This window comes from Cellulomonas sp. plas2 (genome assembly GCF_057221735.1).
Genome location: NZ_CM170155.1, coordinates 1,531,658 through 1,548,232, shown reverse-complemented (window position 1 = coordinate 1,548,232; position 16,575 = coordinate 1,531,658). Strand labels below are relative to the sequence as shown.

Genomic DNA, 16,575 nt, shown 5'->3' with positions numbered 1-16,575 from the left:
GGCGACCCACGGCCCACGACCCGGAAGGTTCCCATGACCTCCTTCGCCGACCTCGGCGTGCCCGCACCCCTCGTCCGCTCGCTCGCGGACAGCGGCATCGAGACCCCGTTCCCCATCCAGACCGCCACGCTCCCGGACTCCCTCGCGGGCCGGGACGTGCTCGGCCGCGGGCGGACGGGCTCGGGCAAGACCATCGCGTTCGCGCTCCCCCTCGTCGCCCGGCTCGCCGGCGCGTCGCCGCAGCCGGCCCGCCGGGCCCGGCGGCCGCGCGCCCTCGTGCTGTGCCCGACGCGCGAGCTCGCCAACCAGATCGAGGCCACGCTCGCGCCGCTGGCGCAGGCGTACGGCCTGCGCACCACGACGATCTACGGCGGCGTGTCCCAGCACCGGCAGGTCGTCGCGCTGGATGCCGGCGTCGACGTCGTCGTCGCCTGCCCCGGCCGCCTCGAGGACCTGCTGGGCCAGCGCCTGCTGACGCTCGACGGCATCGAGGTCACCGTGCTCGACGAGGCCGACCACATGGCCGACCTCGGCTTCCTGCCAGGCGTCAAGCGCATCCTCGACCGCACCCCCGCGGGCACCCAGCGCCTGCTGTTCTCGGCCACGCTCGACAACGGCGTGGACATCATCGTCAAGCGCTACCTGCGCAACCCGGTCGAGCACAGCGTCGACACGGCCTCCTCGCCCGTCGTCGCGATGACCCACCACGTGCTCGAGCTGGCGGACCCGGAGGCCAAGCGCCAGGTCGTCCACCGCCTCGCCGGCGGCACCGGCCGACGGGTCCTGTTCACGCGGACCAAGCACGGCGCGAAGAAGCTGGCCAAGCAGCTCACGGCCTCGGGCATCCCCGCGGTGGACCTGCACGGCAACCTGGGCCAGGGTGCCCGCGAGCGCAACCTCGAGGCGTTCTCCACCGGCGCGGTCAAGGTGCTCGTCGCCACCGACATCGCCGCACGCGGCATCCACGTCGACGAGGTCGAGCTCGTCGTGCACGTCGACCCGCCGGCCGAGCACAAGGCCTACCTGCACCGCTCGGGCCGCACGGCCCGCGCCGGTGCCGGCGGCGACGTCGTCACGCTCGTGCTGCCGGAGGAGCGCTCGGACGTGCGGGTCCTGACCCGCGCCGCGAAGATCACGGCCCGCCCGCAGAGCGTGCGCCCGGGCGACGCGGTCGTCGAGGCCCTCGCGGGCGAGGCGGCGCCCTACGTCGAGCCCGCGCCGGCCGCCCCGGCGCCGGTCCAGCGCGCACGCGCCCCGCGGGCCGCCCGGGCCGCGGGCGGCACGACGACGACGACCGCGTCCGCCGGTGCCCCCACCGGCCGGGCCGCCCGCGGCGGCTCCGGCGCCACGGGTGCGGCGGCCGGCGGCGGCGCGCGGCGCCGCACGGCCCTCAACCACTTCCCCGTGCCGGCCACGTCCGGCGGCCGGGCGGCCGCCGGCGGCGGCGCGCGCACCGGGGGCGGCCCCGGCACGGGTGCCGCCGGCGGCGGGACGGCCGGTGCGGCCGACGGGACCGGTCGTCGCCGGCGGCGCGGCGGTCGCGGCCGCGGGTCCTCCGCCCAGGCCTGACCCTGGCGCGCCGGCACGGCGTCGACGCCCCCAGCACGACGGACGGCCCCCGTCGCCTCCCTCGGGAGGTGACGGGGGCCGTCGTCGTCAGGCCGGCGGCGGGCGCCGGCGACGGTCAGCCCGTGTTCTGCAGGCCCGCGGACACGCCGTTGACCGTGAGCAGCAGCAGCCGGCGCAGGTCGTCCGTGCTCTCGGGCGCGTCCCCCGTCCGCAGCGCCCGCAGCGCGCGCAGCTGCAGCAGCGAGAGCGCGTCGACGTACGGCGAGCGCAGGGCCACGGCGCGCCCGAGGATGCGGCGCCGCGACAGCAGGCTCGTGCTGCCCGTGACCCGGTTGACCCACTCGCGCGTGAGCCGCAGCTCGCCGAGGACGAGCGCGGCGAGGTCGTCCCGGTCGCCGAGGGCCAGGTAGGCCTCCGCGATGCGCTCGTCGGTCTTGGCGAGCGACATCTCGACGTTGTCGACGAACGTCGCCAGCAGCGGCCAGGTGGCGTACGCCTCACGCAGGAGGTCCTCGTCGCCCACCTCGGCCAGCGCGCTGCCCAGGCCGTACCAGCCGGCGAGGTTGATGCGCGCCTGGGACCAGGAGAACACCCAGGGGATGGCGCGCAGGTCGTCCAGGGAGGACACCGACAGCCCGCGGCGGGCCGGGCGCGACCCGATGGGCAGCAGCCCGAGCTCCTCCAGCGGCGTCACCTCCGCGAACCACTGCGGGAAGCCGTCGGCGCGCACGAGCTCGTGGAACCGGCGGCGCGAGGTGCCCTCGAGGCGCGCGGCGAGGTCCGCGTAGCGCTCCTTGGCCTCGGCGTTCTGCCGCTCGACCGACGGCGCGGCCGCGAGCAGCGTCGCCGCCGCGACCTGCTCGATGTGGCGGGCCGCGATCGTCGGGTCGCCGTAGCGGGCGAAGATCACCTCGCCCTGCTCGGTGAGCTTGAACCGCCCGTCGACCGAGCCCGGGGGCTGCGCGAGCACCGCGCGGTTGGCGGGGCCGCCGCCGCGGCCGAGCGCGCCGCCGCGGCCGTGGAAGAGGGTCAGGACGAGGCCGTGTCCCTGCGCCCAGGCCGCGATCCGCGCCTGTGCGTCGTCGAGGGCCAGCGTGGCCGCCAGCGGCCCGACGTCCTTGGAGGAGTCGGAGTAGCCGAGCATGACCTCGATGCGGCCGCCGTTCTCCGCCAGGCGCCGGCGCACGGCCGGGACCTCCAGCGACGCCTCCAGGATGTCCACGGACGCCTCGAGGTCGGCGAAGGTCTCGAACAGCGGGATCGCGTCGACGACCGGCAGCTCGTCGGAGCCGGTGAAGGCGTGCGCCGCCAGCTCGTGGACCGCCGCGAGGTGCTCGGCCGACTGCGTGAAGGAGACGATGTAGCGCCGCGCGGCGGCCTGGCCGAAGCGCCGCTGCACCGCCCCCAGCGCCCGGAAGGTGTCCAGCACCTCGACGGTCCGCTCGGCCAGCGGGCCGTCGACGCCGTGCTCGGCGATGTCGGCCAGCGCGGCGGCGTGCACCTGGGAGTGCTGGCGGACCTCGAGCTCGGCCAGGTGGAAGCCGAAGGTCTGCACCTGCCAGATGAGCTTCTGCAGGGCGCCGTAGGCCACGCGTGGCGCGCCCGCCTCGAGCAGGGAGGCCTGCACCACGGCGAGGTCGGCCTCGAGCTCGGCCGGGTTCGCGTAGGCAAGGTCCGCGTCGCGGCTGCGGGTCGCGGCGATGCGTCCGGCGACGACGAGCAGCACGCGGCGGTGCACCTCGCCCGGCGCCTCGCCGGCCGTGGCGTCGGCCAGCGCCTCGGACAGCATCCGCTGGCGCCGCCAGAGGGTGGCCAGCGCCGGCGACGGCGGGGTGCCGGTCGCCTCGAGGGTGAGGCGCTCGGCGACGCGCCGCGCCGACGCCTCGAGCGCGGTGAGCACGGCCGAGGACGCCAGGGTCGCCGCCTCGCGGGTGATGCGCGCGGTGACGTTGGGGTTGCCGTCGCGGTCCCCGCCGATCCACGTGCCGAGGCGGCCGAAGGGGCGCACGACGGGTGCCGTCACGCCGGCCCGCTCCCCCAGCAGCCAGTCGTCGAGCCGGCGGTACACCGCGGTGAAGACGTCGACGAAGGTGCTCTCGAAGACGCCCAGCACGGTCTGGACCTCGTCGAGCACGGTGGGCTTGTCCGTGCGCAGCGGCGAGGTGCGCCAGAGGATGTCGATCTCGAACAGGAGGCGGCGGTCGTTCTCCGCCAACGACGTGCCGCCGATGTGCAGGCGGTCCCGCTCCGCGACGAGCTCGGCGATGCGGCGGATGGCGCGCGCGACCGCCGGACGCCGGGCCTCCGTGGGGTGCGCCGTGAGGACGGGCCGGAACTCCAGCTCCTGCAGCCGCCGGCGCGCCTCCTCGGCGCCGACCTCCTCCTCGAGCTGCTGCAGCGCCGCCGGCAGGGAGTCGTCGGCCGTCAGCTGGCGGGGCGGCAGCGCCGACTCCCGCTCGTGCAGGATCCGGATGCGGTGGTTCTCCTCGGCGACGTTGGCCAGGTGGAAGTAGCACGTGAACGCGCGGGCCACCTGCTCGGCACGGTCGAGGTCCATCTCCGCGACGAGCCGCTCGGCCTCGGCGAAGGCCTCGGGGTCGCTCCCGTCGTGCGCGCGGATGGCCAGCTCCCGCAGGCGCTCGACGTCGCGGTACAGCTCCTCGCCGCCCGCCTCGCGCAGGACGCGGCCCAGGTGCTCGCCGAGCACGCGGACGTCGTTGCGCAGCGGCTCCGGCACCTCGTGCCGGGCCAGGTCGCGGAGGTCGTCCTCGTCGGGGGTGGTAGCAGACACGGGGGTCACCGTAGCCACCGCGGCCCACCGGGACGCGCCCGTCCCGCCCCCTGGCCGCGAGAGGACGGTCACATGCGCGGGGGACCCGCCGACGCCCCCACGGGCCGGGGGGCGTCGTGCGGGCCGCGACCGCCGCGCGGGGCGGCCGGCAGCACGCGCTCGAGCAGGCGCACGCCACCCGCGAGCAGCAGGAACACGACGGCCACGGCCCCGGTGTTGAGCAGCGCGCGCCCGAGCCCGAGCTCGGCGACGTCGAGGAACGGGTACGGGTACCAGCCGTCCCAGGTCCCGTGCAGGAACGTCCAGCCGATCCAGAGCAGGGGCGGCACGACCGCCAGCGGGACCGTCCGGGTGGAGGTGCGGGGCCGCGGCCCGACGAGGGCCCACGTCAGCACCGCCCCCACGGGCGCCACGGTGTGCAGCAGGAGGTCCGCCAGCGCGCCGGACGGCGTGAGCTCGCGCAGCCCCGCCAGGACCGCGTGGTACACGATCCCGGTCACCGCGATGCACAGCAGCGCGTCCAGGTGCAGCACCCGGAACACCCGGCCGTCGTGGTCGGGACGCACCGCGAGCCGTGTGTGCACGAGGCCGGTGAGCACGTTGGACAGGATCGTGAAGTAGCTGAAGAGGCGGACCACGCGCTCCGGGTGCGTGGGAGCCGTGCCCGGGCCCTCGACGAGGGCGGTGACGAGCTCGATCGCCACCCCGGTCAGCGCGACCAGCGCGACGACGAGGTGCAGGGCGCGTGCGGTCCTCACGGTGGTCCCCCGGGGTGCTCGACAGGTCGCGCACACGCTAGCGCCCCGCGCCCTGCGACCTCGGCCTCCACCGGGGCCACCCGGCTCAGCCCGTGGCGGCCTGCCGGGCCACGAGCCGCTCGACCTGCTCCACCGGCCCGGGCCGGGCCAGCAGGTACCCCTGCAGCAGGTCCACGCCGAAGTCCTGCACGGCCGCCCGCTGCTCGGCCGTCTCGATGCCCTCGGCCACCACCGTGAGGTCGAGCGCGCGCCCGAGCGCGACGACCGTCGCCGCGAGCGCCGTCCCCGAGCTGTCCCGGCCGATGGCCGCCACGTAGGAGCCGTCGAGCTTGAGCACGTGCACGGGCAGCTTGCGCAGGTAGTCCAGGCCGGCGTACCCCGTGCCGAAGTCGTCGATGGCCAGCCGCACGCCCATCCCCTCCAGCGCCCGCAGGTCCGCCAGCACGCCGTCGGAGAGGGTCAGCGCCTGCCGCTCGGTGAGCTCCACGACCAGCAGCCGCGCCGGCAGGCCCGTCTCGTCGAGGACCTCGCGGACGCGCTGCGGGAAGCGGTCGCGGCCCATCTGGCCCGCGGAGACGTTGACCCAGACCTCCGGCGCCTCGTCGCCGAAGGCGTGCCACCAGCGCGCGGCCTGCGCGCACGCCGCCCGCAGCACCCAGGCGCCGAGCGGCACCATGAGCGCCCGCTCCTCGGCCACGTCGAGGAACGCCCCGGGCGACAGCAGCCCACGCGTGGGGTGCCGCCAGCGCAGCAGGGCCTCGCAGGCGACCATGCGGCCGTCCTGGGGGTCGAAGCACGGCTGGTAGTCGAGGAAGAGCTGTCCCTCCGGCTCGGCGTCGGCCCGCCGGCGGGGGCCCGGCACGGACGGCGCGACGCCGAGCTCGAGCGCCGCCCGCAGGTCCGCCTCGAGCTCGAGCTGGCGCAGCGCCCGCGCCTGCAGACCGGGGTCCGAGAACTCGAAGCGCCCGCGCCCGTTGGCCTTGGCCCGGTACATGGCGATGTCGGCCTCGCGCAGCAGCTCCTCCGGCCGGGCGTCCGGCCCGGAGGCGTAGGCCACCCCGATGCTCGCCGAGACCTGCACGGTCCGGTCTCCCACGGGGACCTGGACCGACAGCGCGCGCGCCACCCGCTCGGCGACGGCGGCGATGCCGTCGGCGTCCACGACGTTCTCGCAGACGACGACGAACTCGTCACCGCCGAGCCGGCCGGCCACGTCCGGCTCGCGCACCGCACCCAGCAGCCGCTCGGCCACCGCGGCCAGCAACTGGTCACCCGCGGCGTGGCCCAGGGAGTCGTTGACGTCCTTGAAGTTGTCGAGGTCGATGTACAGCACCCCGGCACCGGCGCCCACGCTCCGCGAGCGCGCGAGCGCCTGGTGCAGGTGCTCGGTGAGCAGGGCCCGGTTGGGCAGGCCCGTGAGCGCGTCGTGCAGCGCGTTGTGCACGAGCTCGGCCTCCGCGCGCTTGCGGTCGGTGACGTCGTTCATCATGCACACGGCGTAGTCGGGGCTGCCGTGGCCGTCCTGGACGGCGGCGAAGGACACCTCCACCCAGACGTCGTGCCCGTCCGCGTGCAGGAACCGGTGCTCGACGACGTCGGACCGCACCGTGGCGGCGAGCCCCGCGAACCCGGCCTCGGCCAGGCCGGCGTCGTCGGGGTGGGCCAGCGCGGCGAGGGAGGCGTCGAGCAGCTCCGCCTCCGTGTAGCCGAGCATCCGCGTCATGGCCTCGTTGACCTGCAGGAAGCGGCCGGCGCTGCCCGACCGGACGTCCACGAGCGCGACGCCGACCGGCGCGTGCGTGAAGGCGGCCTCGAACCGCTGCCGGCTGGCGGCCAGCTCCTCCTCCTGCACGAGCTGGGCCGTGATGTCCGTGGCGACGACGATGAGCCCGTTGGGGCCGGTCGGCCCCGGCCGCACGGTCACCGACAGGAGGACCTCCCGCCGGCCGCCGTCCTTCGTCCGGTAGGCCCAGGGCCGGGTGGAGGACACGCCGGTGCCGACGAGGGCCTGGATGCGCTCGTGCAGCGGCTCGCCGGGCGCGAGGCCCCAGGTCGCCCGCAGGTCTGCGTCCGGGTGGTCGAACCGCGACGCCGGGCCGCCGAGGACCTCCTCCGCGCGGTAGCCGAGCAGCCGCTCGGCGCCGCGGCTGAACAGCTCGAGGCGCCCCTCGAGGTCCATGGCGAGGATCGCCTGCTCCGTCGCCGCGCCGAGCACCCCGGTGACGAGGTCGTGCGAGGCCTGCAGCGCCTCCTGCACGCGGCGCTGCTCGCTCGTGTCGCGCACGGAGGCGACGACCACGCTCTCGCCGTCGAGCACCGCTGCGGCGAGGTTGACCTCGACGGGGACCTCCGTGCCGTCCTTGCGCAGCGCGGCGATGCCCGCGCCCGTGAACATGGGCCGGGCGTGCGGCGTGCCCACGTACTGGTCGCGCAGCCGACGGTGACCGGGCTGGCGGGCGCCCGGGACGAGGACCTCGATCGGCTGCCCGACGAGCTCGTCCGCGGCCCAGCCGAACAGGTGCTCGGCCTGGTCGTTGACCTGCAGCACCGTGCCGTCGCGTCCGCACACGACGAGCGCGTCGGGGACGGCGCGCAGCAGCGCCGCCGTCCGCTCCGCACGGGCGCCCGCCTCCTGCAGCGCGGCCGACCGGTCGGCGTCGTCGACGAGCACGAGGGCGGCCAGGGGACCACCGGTCCCCGCGCCGCCGCCCGCCGTCCCGGGCTCGCCCAGCCGGAACCCGCTGAGGCGGCAGGGCCGGGTGGTGCCGTCGGGAACCCGGAGCCGGACGTCCGACACCGGCGGGACGGACGCGAGGGCCGGGTCCCCCGGGGCCAGCAACGTGCGCAGCAGGTGGTCGACCGCCGGCCGGTCCCCGGGTGCGACGAGCTCCAGCACGCGGACGCCCGTGAGGGAGGGACGTCCCGCGAGCGCCGCGGCGGCCGGGTTCGCCTCCGCGACGACCCCGCTGGGCAGGACCTGCACGAACCCGACGGCGGCCCGCGCGAGCTGCGCCACGGGACGCCGGGCCGCGAGCGCGCGGGACCGCCGCTCGTCGTCCTCCGTCACGTCCGACAGAGTGCTGAGGACGGCGGGCCGGCCCTCCCACACGATGGCGGTCGCGTGCTCGTCGACGAGGCGCACCGACTCGTCGGGGCGGCCGGCGGCGCTCAGCACGCGGCGTCGGCCCTGCCGCACCCCCCGCGCCAGCACCTCGCCGACCGCCGTGCGCAGGACGTCGTGCTCGTCGGGCGGCACGAGGGCGAGGGCCGCGCGCCCGACGAGCCGCTCCGCCGCGTCGACGCCGTGCAGCCGCCCCGCGGCGGGGTTGGCGAAGCGGACGACGAGCTCGTCGTCGACGACGAGCACTGCCACCGCGAGCTCTCGAGGAGCGCCGTCGGGGCGCCGCCGTCGTGGCCCGAGGCGGGGTCGCCCTGGCCCGTCGGCGCGCCGGGCGCGTCGGGGGCGCCCGGCGCGGTGGTGCCCGCCGGGACGACGCCCGAGGGTCCGATGTCGACCCCGTCGTCGTCGTGCGCCTGCATCGGTCCCCTGTCCGACGCCACCGGCCCGGCGAGGCCGCTGCTTCGACCTGGGGGCCGCCGCTGCGACCGGGCCCCCTGCCCGGCGCACGCTGGACGCCTCCGCCATGAAACCAACGCACAGGTCCCCCGGGCAACTCGTCCGGGGGGTCGCCCGGCTAACCTACGCATGCGTAGGTAAGGTGGGCCCGTGCTCGCCGACGACGCCCCTGCCTCCCCGACGCACGGCCCCCGCACCGTCGAGGTGCCCGACGAGGCGCTGCCCGCCGGGCTGGCGAGGGCCGCCGCCCGGTGGCCGGACCGCGTCGCGCTGGACCTGCTCGGCGCGACCACCACGTACGCGGAGCTGGCACGGCAGGTCGAGCGGGCGGCGGGTGCGCTGCACGCCCTCGGGGTGCGGCCTGGGGACCGCGTCGCCGTGGCGCTGCCGAGCTGCCCGGCGCACGTCGTCGCCGCCTACGCGGTGCTCCGGCTCGGGGCGGTGCTCGTCGAGCAGAACCCCCTGCACACCGCGGCCGAGCTCGGGCACGGGCTGCGCGACTCGGGGGCGCAGGTGGCGATCGTGTGGGAGCGGACCCTCGCGGCGGTGCTGGCGGCCCGCGACGGCGGCGAGGGCGCGCCGGAGCTGCGGACCGTCGTGGCCGTCGATCTCACCACGGACCTGCCGCGGCGCGCCCGGCTCGCGCTGCGCCTGCCCGTGCCGGCCGCCCGTCGCCGGCGCGACGAGCTGCGGGCCCCCGTCCCCGCCGGGATCCCGTCCTGGCACGCGCTCGTCGCCGCGGCCGCACCCCTCCCCGCGGACCACCCCGGTCCCGCGCCCGACGACGTGGCGCTCCTGCAGTACACCGGCGGCACCACGGGCACCCCGAAGGCGGCCGTCCTGCACCACCGGCACCTCGTCGCCAACGCCGTGCAGTGCGCGGCCTGGACGGGCGACCCGCAGGGCACCGAGACGCTCTACGCCGTCCTGCCGTTCTTCCACGCCTTCGGGCTGACGCTGTGCCTGTTCTACGGGGTCCGCACCGGCGCGACGCTCGTGCTGCTGCCGCGGTTCGACCCCGCGATGTTCCTCGCCGCGCAGCGCCGCCGCCCGGGGACCTTCCTGCCGGCCGTCCCGCCGATGCTGGACCGCGTCGCCGCCGCGGCCGAGGAGTCCGGCGCCGACCTCACGTCCTTCCGGTACGCGTTCTCGGGCGCCATGGCGCTGCCGGCGGCGACCGCGGCGCGCTGGGAGCGGCTCACGGGCGGGCTCGTCGTCGAGGGGTATGGCATGACGGAGACCGGTCCCGTCGCGCTGGGCAACCCCCTGTCCCCCGCCCGCCGGCCCGGGGCGCTCGGGCTGCCGTTCCCGTCGACGGACGTCCGCGTGGTCGACCCCGAGGACCCGGACGTCGACGTTCCGCCCGGCACTCAGGGCGAGCTGCTCGTGCGCGGGCCGCAGGTGTTCGCCGGGTACTGGCGGCGGCCGGAGGAGACGGCCCACCAGCTCCTGCCCGGTGGCTGGCTGCGGACCGGCGACCTCGTCCGCGTCGAGGAGGACGGGTTCGTCGTCCTCGTCGACCGCCTGAAGGAGATGATCGTCACCGGCGGCTTCAAGGTGTACCCCTCCCAGGTGGAGGACCACCTGCGGGGCATGCCCGGGGTGCGGGACGTGGCCGTCGTCGGCCTGCCGGCGGGCGACCTGGGCGAGAAGGTGGTCGCGGCGCTGGTGCTCGAGCCCGGGGCGCCGGCCGTGGACCTCGCCGCGGTGCGCGCCTGGTGCGGGGAGCGGCTCGCGCGGTACGCCGTCCCCCGCGACCTCGTGGTGCTGCCCGAGCTGCCGCGCTCGCTCATCGGCAAGGTGCTGCGGCGCGTCGTGCGCGAGCAGCTCCTCGGGGAGGCGCGGCCGGCCTGAGCCGTACCGACCCTCCGGCCGGGGCTCAGGCGCGCGGCCGCTCGCGGGGCCGCAGCCGGACGGCGGGGAGCACGGGCGCCGGCAGCGCGGGACCCGGGTAGCCCGGGACGCGGCCGAACCGCGCCAGCCCCTCGGGGTCGCCGGCCAGGGCGGCCTGCCACTGCTCGCGCGCCCGCACGACCTCCTCGTGCGTGCGCCCGACGAAGTTCCACCACATGAGCACCGGCTCGACGAAGGGCACCCCGCCGAGCAGGACGAGTCGCGCAGGGGCGTCCCCCACCTCGAGGACGAGCCTCTCCCGACCCGGCGCGACGTAGGCCAGCCAGGCGCGCGGCACGTCCGTCCCCTGCAGGCGCACGTCCCCGTCGTCGACCAGCACGGCGTGCTCGAAGGCGGGGTCGACGGGCAGCACCACGCGCGCGCCGGCGGGGACGTCGAGCTGCGCGGCGACGAGCGGCGTCGCGGCGTGGGCCGGCGAGGTGACGCCCAGCAGGCTGCCCATGACCACCCGGACGCGCGCCCCGTCGTGCTCGACGAGCGGCGGGTCGGCGACGTGCTGGAACGCGGGCGCCCCCGCGCGGGCGCCGTCGGGCAGCGCCGTCCAGAGCTGCACACCGTGCAGCCGTCCCGAGGGGGCACCGGCGGTGGCTCCACCGTCGGGCTCCAGTCCCCCGCCGCGGAGCGACTCCTCGGAGTGGCAGACCCCGTGCCCGGCGGTCATGAGGTTGAGCTGGCCGGGCCGCACCGCCTGGACGGCGCCCGTCGCGTCCTGGTGCAGCACCTCCCCCTCGAACAGCCACGTCACCGTCTGCAGGCCCGTGTGCGGGTGCGGCGGGACGTCCATGCCGCCCGTCGCGGCCACGTCGTCCGGCCCGTAGTGGTCGAGGAAGCAGAAGGCGCCGACGAGCGACCGGGCCCGTGAGGGCAGGGTGCGGCGCACGGTCATGGCGCGCACCCCGCCGAGCGGCACGTCGCGCGGCTCGAGGAGCTGGACGTCCCCCGACGGGCCGCCGGCACGGCTCACGGTCTCCGTCGGCCGTGCCTCGAGGTTGGTCACGCGCCGGAGAATAGGCTGTGCGCCGTGCACCTGCCCACGCCCCGCACCGGTGGCCCCGCCGGCGGCCCGTCTGGTGGCCCACCTCGTGGCCACCCGGTTCGCGACGCACGCCGGCTGCTGCCCGTCGCCGCGCTGGTGCTGCCCCTGCTGCTGGTGACGGCGTGCACCGCCGACGGGCAGGACCGCGCCGCCGCCTCGCCGAGCGCCTCGGGCGGTGCGGTGGGTGCCCTGGACCAGCCCTCGGCCACCGTCCCTGCCGTTCCCGGCACGCCGTCCACGGGCGCCACCGGCGCCACGGGCGACCCTGCCGCCACCACCTCGCCCTCGCCGGCGGCCCCGACGGCCGGCCCGAGCACCGCCCCGACCACCGCCCCGTCCATGGCACCGAGGCCGACGACGACGCCGTCCACCCGCCCCGGCACCGCGCCGTCGACCGCACCCGCTGCACCGGCTCCCGCCCCTGCGGCCCCGACGCCCGGTCCGACGACCCCGCCGACCCCGGCGCCCGGGACCGCCACGCCGGCCCCGGCCCCGTCGGGACCCGCCCCGTCCGCCCCTGCCGACCCCTCGCCCACCGACCCCCCGTCCACCCCCGCCCCGCCGGACCCGGCAGACCCCGACGGGCCGGGCACGCTCGTCCTCACCGGGTCCTCGCTCGGCGGCGTGGCGGTCGGCGCACCCCAGGCGCTGGACGCCCTCGTCGCGCTGCTCGGCGAGCCGGACGACCGCGACGAGGGCGGCGACGCCTGCGGCTCGGGCATCGACGCGACCTACGGCTGGGACGACCTCACCGCCTTCCTCGGGGACGGGACGCTCATCGGCTGGTCCGTGCGCGGCGCGACGACGCCCGTGCCCGTCGCGCTGCCGCTCGGGCTGCCGGTCGGCACGCCGCTCGGCGTCGTGGAGGACCGCCTCGGCGCCTCGGCCGCGCTGTGGGAGGAGTACGACGTGTGGACGATCGGCGACGGCGGCGCCCGGTGGTGGGCGGAGTCCGGTGCCCCGACGGCCCCCGTGGTGCTGGTCTCGGGTGGCACGAGCTGGTGCGACTGAGCGTCCTCCGTCGCCGGGGCGCCTCCCCCGGTTGCCGCCGTCCGCACGCGCGGTGAGGGTGGTCGGGACGCCGACGACGGGAGCACCATGACCACCTCCGACCCCGGGTACGGACGCGAGTCCTTCGACCCCGGTCCCCAGCGCGCCCGTGACGCCGTGGCGCCCGACCCGAACCCCGACACCACCACCGGTCTCGAGCCGGGCGGCGGGGTGCCCCCGGGCGAGACCCCGCCGGGCGAGTCCAGCACGACAGGCGTCTCCGACCGGCAGCCGCCGGTCCCCCGCACCGCCTCCAACTGGGCCGTGTACGTGGCCATCGGCGCAGTGGCGCTACTCGTCGCGCTGTTCGGCGTCGGGCACCTCGTCGGGTTCCTCTAGGCCCACCGACGAGGCCGGCCGGCCCGGCGGGAGCTGGGCCGGCCGGGTCCCGCTCCCGCCCCGTGCACGACGAAGGGCGCCGACCACCGGTCGGCGCCCTTCGTGCGGGGTGGAGCTGAGGGGACTCGAACCCCTGACCCCCTGCATGCCATGCAGGTGCGCTACCAGCTGCGCCACAGCCCCGTGGATCCGTGGGTGCCACCCCAACCCTGCGGCTGGGTGGACCCGCAGGCCACCGCGCCCCGTGGGGCGCTCGTGAAGTCTAGGACGAAACCCGGCCCGTCTCCTAATCGGGGTCGCGGGTCTCCTCGTTCGCGCGGGTGCGCCCCGGCTCGGGGCCGCGGTCCCAGTCCGTGTCGGGGTCGAGGGGGCCGAGGTTGTAGCCCGTCAGCCGCCACGCGGGGTCGGTGCGCGGGGCGTCCGAGACGAGCTCCACCCAGTGGGCGTTCTCCATGCCCGTCAGCCCGCGCCACTCCGCCGGCCTGCCGAGCAGGACGGCCAGGCCCGTGCTGATCGCGGCGCCGTGGGCGACGCACACGAGCGTGGCGCGCTCGTCGAGCGCCGCGGCGTGCTCGACGACGGCCGCCGCCACCCGGCCGCCGACCTGCGCACGGGTCTCGGCGTCGACCCCCGACGGGTCGCCGCCCGCCCGCCACAGCGCGAACTCCTCGGGCCACCCGTCCTCGATCTCCTCGCCGGTGAGCCCCTCCCACCGGCCGAACGAGCGCTCGCGCAGCCGCTCGTCGGTGCGGACCTCGACACCGCTGAGCGAGCCGAGGTACGCGGCGGTCTCCTGCGCGCGGACGAGGTCGGACGTGACGATGGCGTCGGGCGTGCGCCGTGCGAGCAGGGCCCGCGCGGCGGTGGCGGCCTGCCAGTGGCCCACCTCGTCGAGCGGGATGTCGACCTGCCCCTGCAGCCGCGCGGTCGCGTTGTACGCGGTGCGCCCGTGGCGCCACAGGACGACCCGGCGCGCGCTCACGCCGTCGCCCGGTGCCGTGGGGCTGCGCCGGTGGCAGCGGCGGCCGTCACCACTGCGGGGCCGCGGGCGCGGCGGGGCCCTCCTCCTCGTCCTCGCTGGTGCCGTGGACGTCGTCGGGCAGCTCGATGAGGGGGCAGTCCTTCCACAGGCGCTCGAGCGCGTAGAAGACGCGGTCCTCCGCGTGCTGCACGTGGACGACCACGTCGCCGAAGTCGATGAGCACCCACCGCCCCTGCGTCTTGCCCTCGCGGCGAACGGGCTTGGCGCCGAGCCCGTGCAGCGCCTCCTCGACGGCGTCGACGATGGCGCCGACCTGCCGCTCGTTGGTGCCCGAGGCGATGAGGAAGACGTCGGTCAGGACGAGCTGCTCGCTCACGTCCAGGGCGATGATCTCGTGGGCCTTGCGGTCGGCCGCGGCACGGGCGGCGGCGACGGCGAGCTCGACGGAACGGGCGGTGGCGGTCACAGGGCTCCTCGGAGGAACGGCGACGACGGTGCCGGGGCGGCGGTCGTCGTGGTCACGGTCGTGGTGGTCACGGTCGCGGTGGTCACGGTCGCGGTGGTCACGGTCGCGGTGGTCACGGTCGTCGTGGTCGGGGGCTGGGGGGAGGCGGCGCCGTCGGCACCGCCGTCGCGGGCACGGTCGACGAGCACGCCGACGAGCACGCCGAGCACGACGGCGACGAGGGACCAGGCGAGCACCTGCGCCCACGTCGACGGCAGGCCCCGACGACGGGGGCGGCCGGTGCCCCGCGAGGCCTCGCCGACCGTGTCGCGGTCGGCGCCGGTCCCGGCGGCCGGCACGGCGGGTGCCCCGTCGTCCGCGGCGCGCCCGGGGTCGCCGCCCTCCGCGCCTCCGCGAGGGTCCGCGGCCTCGTCGGCGGGCGGCCGCAGCGCCGGCCACGCGGGCACGGGCACGTCGAGCGGCAGCAGGGACCGCGCCGGGTCGACGACGGGCACCTGGCCCGTGATCGGCGCCCAGGCCGGCCGCATAGCCTCGTCCTGCCCGGGCGCGCCGGGCAGGACGCCGTCGGAGGGGTCGACCGGCCACGCGGGCACGAGCTCGTCGCGCGGCTCCGCCTCGGAGCGGGTGCTGCGACGCACGGGCACGGCCCGGGTCGCCCCAGTTGGCGGGACGCGGGCGCTGACGCGCGCCGGGCCTCCCTCCGCCGCCGCGACCGCGCGCCGTGCGCCGACGCGCCCGCCCTGCTGCGGCACCCGGCGTGGCGCCTCGGCGGCAGCAGGGCCGCCCGGGGACCGCGCGGGTGTCCCCGGGCCCGGGACCACGGGCTGCGCGCCGGTCGCCGCCTCGGCCTCCGCCAGCGCGCGCAGGACCCGGCGCGAGGGCACGGGCTCGGTCGGCGAGGCGGGGACGACGACGATGCCGCCGGTCAGCGCCGGGGGCTCCGCGGCCGTGGCGGTGCGGGCGACGCCCGTCGACCCCGTCCGGGGCCGCACGGCAGCACCGGACGACCCCTCGGTCACCACCGGGACCGCCGCGGTCCGGAGGGCGCGACGGGACCCTGCGACGGGGACGCGCGCGTGGACGCCGGTGGCGGACCCCACGGCGGACGCCGTGCGCCCGGCGCCGCGCTGCGCGGGGCGCTCGTCGGGCCGGTCGGCGTGACGCTCGTCGGGCCGGTCGTCGGGCCGGTCGTCGGGGCGCGACGTGGTCGGCGCGGCCGGGCCTGCGACCGCGCGGAGGTCGCGCCGGCGGGGTGGGGCTCCGGTGTCACTCATCACTACCTCGATACAGACGGTGCTTCGCGATGTGCTGGACGACGCCGTCGGGCACCAGGTACCAGGCGGGCAGGCCGCTGCTGACCCGCTGACGGACGTCGGTGGAGGAGATGGACAGCGCGGGGATCTCGAGGACGCTGACCCGGTCGGCCGGCAGCCCCGCGACCGACAGCGCGTGGCCGGGCCGGGTCACGGCGACGAACCGCGCGAGCGCGAACAGCTCGTCCGCGTCCTTCCAGGACAGGATCTGGGCGATCGCGTCGGCGCCGGTGATGAAGTACAGGTCGGCGTCGGGCCGCTCGGCGTGCAGGTCGCGCAGGGTGTCGACCGTGTACGTGTCCCCCGCCCGCTCGAGGTCGACGCGGCTGACGGTGAACTGCGGGTTCGACGCGGTCGCGATGACCGTCATGAGGTAGCGGTGCTCGGGCGCGGTCACGACCACGTGGGTCTTGAGCCGTGGCCGGCCCGTCGGGACGAACACGACCTCGTCGAGGCCGTACCGCGCCGCGACCTCGCTGGCCGCGACGAGGTGGCCGTGGTGGATCGGGTCGAACGTGCCGCCCATCACCCCGACCCGGCGCCGCTGCGGCGTCCCGTCGGGGGTGGCGACCGGGGCCCCGCTCACGACCGTCCGGCCCGGCGTCGACGTCGCGCTCAGTGGCGCGAGCCGATGCTCCGGAACGCGAACGTGAAGAGCAGGAGCCCGATGAGGCCCGCGAACGCGCCGAGGCCGAAGACGATCGGCGGGACGGGCAGCTCGTTCACGTGCTCAGCGGTCTCCTCGACGGCGGCGAGCAGGGCAGCGTGCACAACGTCCTC

At 77.3% G+C, this 16,575-nt stretch carries 13 protein-coding genes and 1 tRNA gene; 4 read left to right on the top strand and 10 right to left on the bottom strand.

What is annotated here, in order from left to right; genetic code table 11:
- Nucleotides 1-33: 33 nt before the first annotated feature.
- Nucleotides 34-1,569 carry a DEAD/DEAH box helicase gene (locus AC2TDM_RS06910; RefSeq protein WP_090032897.1) on the top strand — a complete coding sequence of 512 codons (1,536 nt, stop codon included), beginning with the start codon at nt 34-36 and terminating at the stop codon, nt 1,567-1,569.
- Nucleotides 1,570-1,684: 115 nt separating this feature from the next.
- Here the strand turns inward: AC2TDM_RS06910 and AC2TDM_RS06905 are convergent, their stop codons facing one another.
- From AC2TDM_RS06905 to AC2TDM_RS06895, 3 genes are all read right to left on the bottom strand, one after another.
- Complete coding sequence (locus AC2TDM_RS06905; RefSeq protein WP_239078579.1) at nt 1,685-4,360, bottom strand: phosphoenolpyruvate carboxylase; 2,676 nt, start codon at nt 4,358-4,360, stop codon at nt 1,685-1,687.
- A gap of 68 nt (nt 4,361-4,428) precedes the next feature.
- Nucleotides 4,429-5,118 (bottom strand): Pr6Pr family membrane protein, encoded by a 690-nt coding sequence (locus AC2TDM_RS06900; RefSeq protein WP_203708659.1) that lies wholly within the window; start codon nt 5,116-5,118, stop codon nt 4,429-4,431.
- A gap of 85 nt (nt 5,119-5,203) precedes the next feature.
- Nucleotides 5,204-8,491 carry a sensor domain-containing protein gene (locus AC2TDM_RS06895; RefSeq protein ID WP_484636205.1) on the bottom strand — a complete coding sequence of 1,096 codons (3,288 nt, stop codon included), beginning with the start codon at nt 8,489-8,491 and terminating at the stop codon, nt 5,204-5,206.
- A gap of 354 nt (nt 8,492-8,845) precedes the next feature.
- On the opposite strand from AC2TDM_RS06895, the gene AC2TDM_RS06890 reads away from it, so the two are divergent.
- Complete coding sequence (locus AC2TDM_RS06890; protein ID WP_484636204.1) at nt 8,846-10,549, top strand: AMP-binding protein; 1,704 nt, start codon at nt 8,846-8,848, stop codon at nt 10,547-10,549.
- 25 nt (nt 10,550-10,574) lie between these two features.
- On the opposite strand, the gene AC2TDM_RS06885 is transcribed toward AC2TDM_RS06890, so the two are convergent.
- Entirely contained in the window at nt 10,575-11,606 is a 1,032-nt protein-coding gene (locus AC2TDM_RS06885) for a pirin family protein (protein ID WP_090032891.1), read from the bottom strand.
- Between the two features lie 24 nt (nt 11,607-11,630).
- On the opposite strand from AC2TDM_RS06885, the gene AC2TDM_RS06880 reads away from it, so the two are divergent.
- Together AC2TDM_RS06880 and AC2TDM_RS06875 are read left to right on the top strand one after the other, a co-directional pair.
- Entirely contained in the window at nt 11,631-12,656 is a 1,026-nt protein-coding gene (locus AC2TDM_RS06880; protein ID WP_484636203.1) for a hypothetical protein, read from the top strand.
- Between the two features lie 87 nt (nt 12,657-12,743).
- Nucleotides 12,744-13,034 (top strand): DUF6480 family protein, encoded by a 291-nt coding sequence (locus AC2TDM_RS06875; RefSeq protein WP_239078581.1) that lies wholly within the window; start codon nt 12,744-12,746, stop codon nt 13,032-13,034.
- A gap of 110 nt (nt 13,035-13,144) precedes the next feature.
- Here AC2TDM_RS06875 and AC2TDM_RS06870 read toward each other — a convergent pair.
- From AC2TDM_RS06870 to AC2TDM_RS06845, 6 genes are all read right to left on the bottom strand, one after another.
- A tRNA-Ala gene (locus tag AC2TDM_RS06870) sits at nt 13,145-13,217 on the bottom strand.
- 103 nt (nt 13,218-13,320) lie between these two features.
- A complete protein-coding gene (locus AC2TDM_RS06865; RefSeq protein ID WP_484636202.1) occupies nt 13,321-14,016 on the bottom strand; it encodes a histidine phosphatase family protein in 696 nt (231 codons plus the stop codon).
- Between the two features lie 46 nt (nt 14,017-14,062).
- On the bottom strand, nt 14,063-14,482 hold the full coding sequence (gene rsfS, locus AC2TDM_RS06860) for a ribosome silencing factor (RefSeq protein ID WP_090032888.1): 420 nt from the start codon (nt 14,480-14,482) through the stop codon (nt 14,063-14,065).
- Entirely contained in the window at nt 14,479-15,756 is a 1,278-nt protein-coding gene (locus tag AC2TDM_RS06855; protein ID WP_484636201.1) for a hypothetical protein, read from the bottom strand. The genes rsfS and AC2TDM_RS06855 overlap by 4 nt, the downstream gene beginning before the upstream one ends.
- Nucleotides 15,749-16,321: a nicotinate-nucleotide adenylyltransferase gene (nadD, locus tag AC2TDM_RS06850; RefSeq protein WP_484636406.1), complete on the bottom strand. Its 573-nt coding sequence runs from the start codon at nt 16,319-16,321 to the stop codon at nt 15,749-15,751. The genes AC2TDM_RS06855 and nadD overlap by 8 nt, the downstream gene beginning before the upstream one ends.
- Before the next feature lie 89 nt (nt 16,322-16,410).
- The gene (locus tag AC2TDM_RS06845; protein ID WP_175499478.1) at nt 16,411-16,566 is read right to left on the bottom strand and encodes a hypothetical protein; all 156 of its coding nucleotides are present in this window, start codon (nt 16,564-16,566) and stop codon (nt 16,411-16,413) included.
- Between the last annotated feature and the right edge of the window lie 9 nt (nt 16,567-16,575).

Excerpts from the sequence above, each read along its gene's own strand:
- AC2TDM_RS06910 (WP_090032897.1), top strand. The coding sequence starts at position 34 with ATGACCTCCTTCGCCGACCTCGGCGTGCCCGCACCCCTCGTCCGCTCG.
- AC2TDM_RS06875 (WP_239078581.1), top strand. The coding sequence starts at position 12,744 with ATGACCACCTCCGACCCCGGGTACGGACGCGAGTCCTTCGACCCCGGT.
- AC2TDM_RS06855 (WP_484636201.1), bottom strand. The coding sequence starts at position 15,756 with ATGAGTGACACCGGAGCCCCACCCCGCCGGCGCGACCTCCGCGCGGTC.
- nadD (WP_484636406.1), bottom strand. The coding sequence starts at position 16,321 with ATGGGCGGCACGTTCGACCCGATCCACCACGGCCACCTCGTCGCGGCC.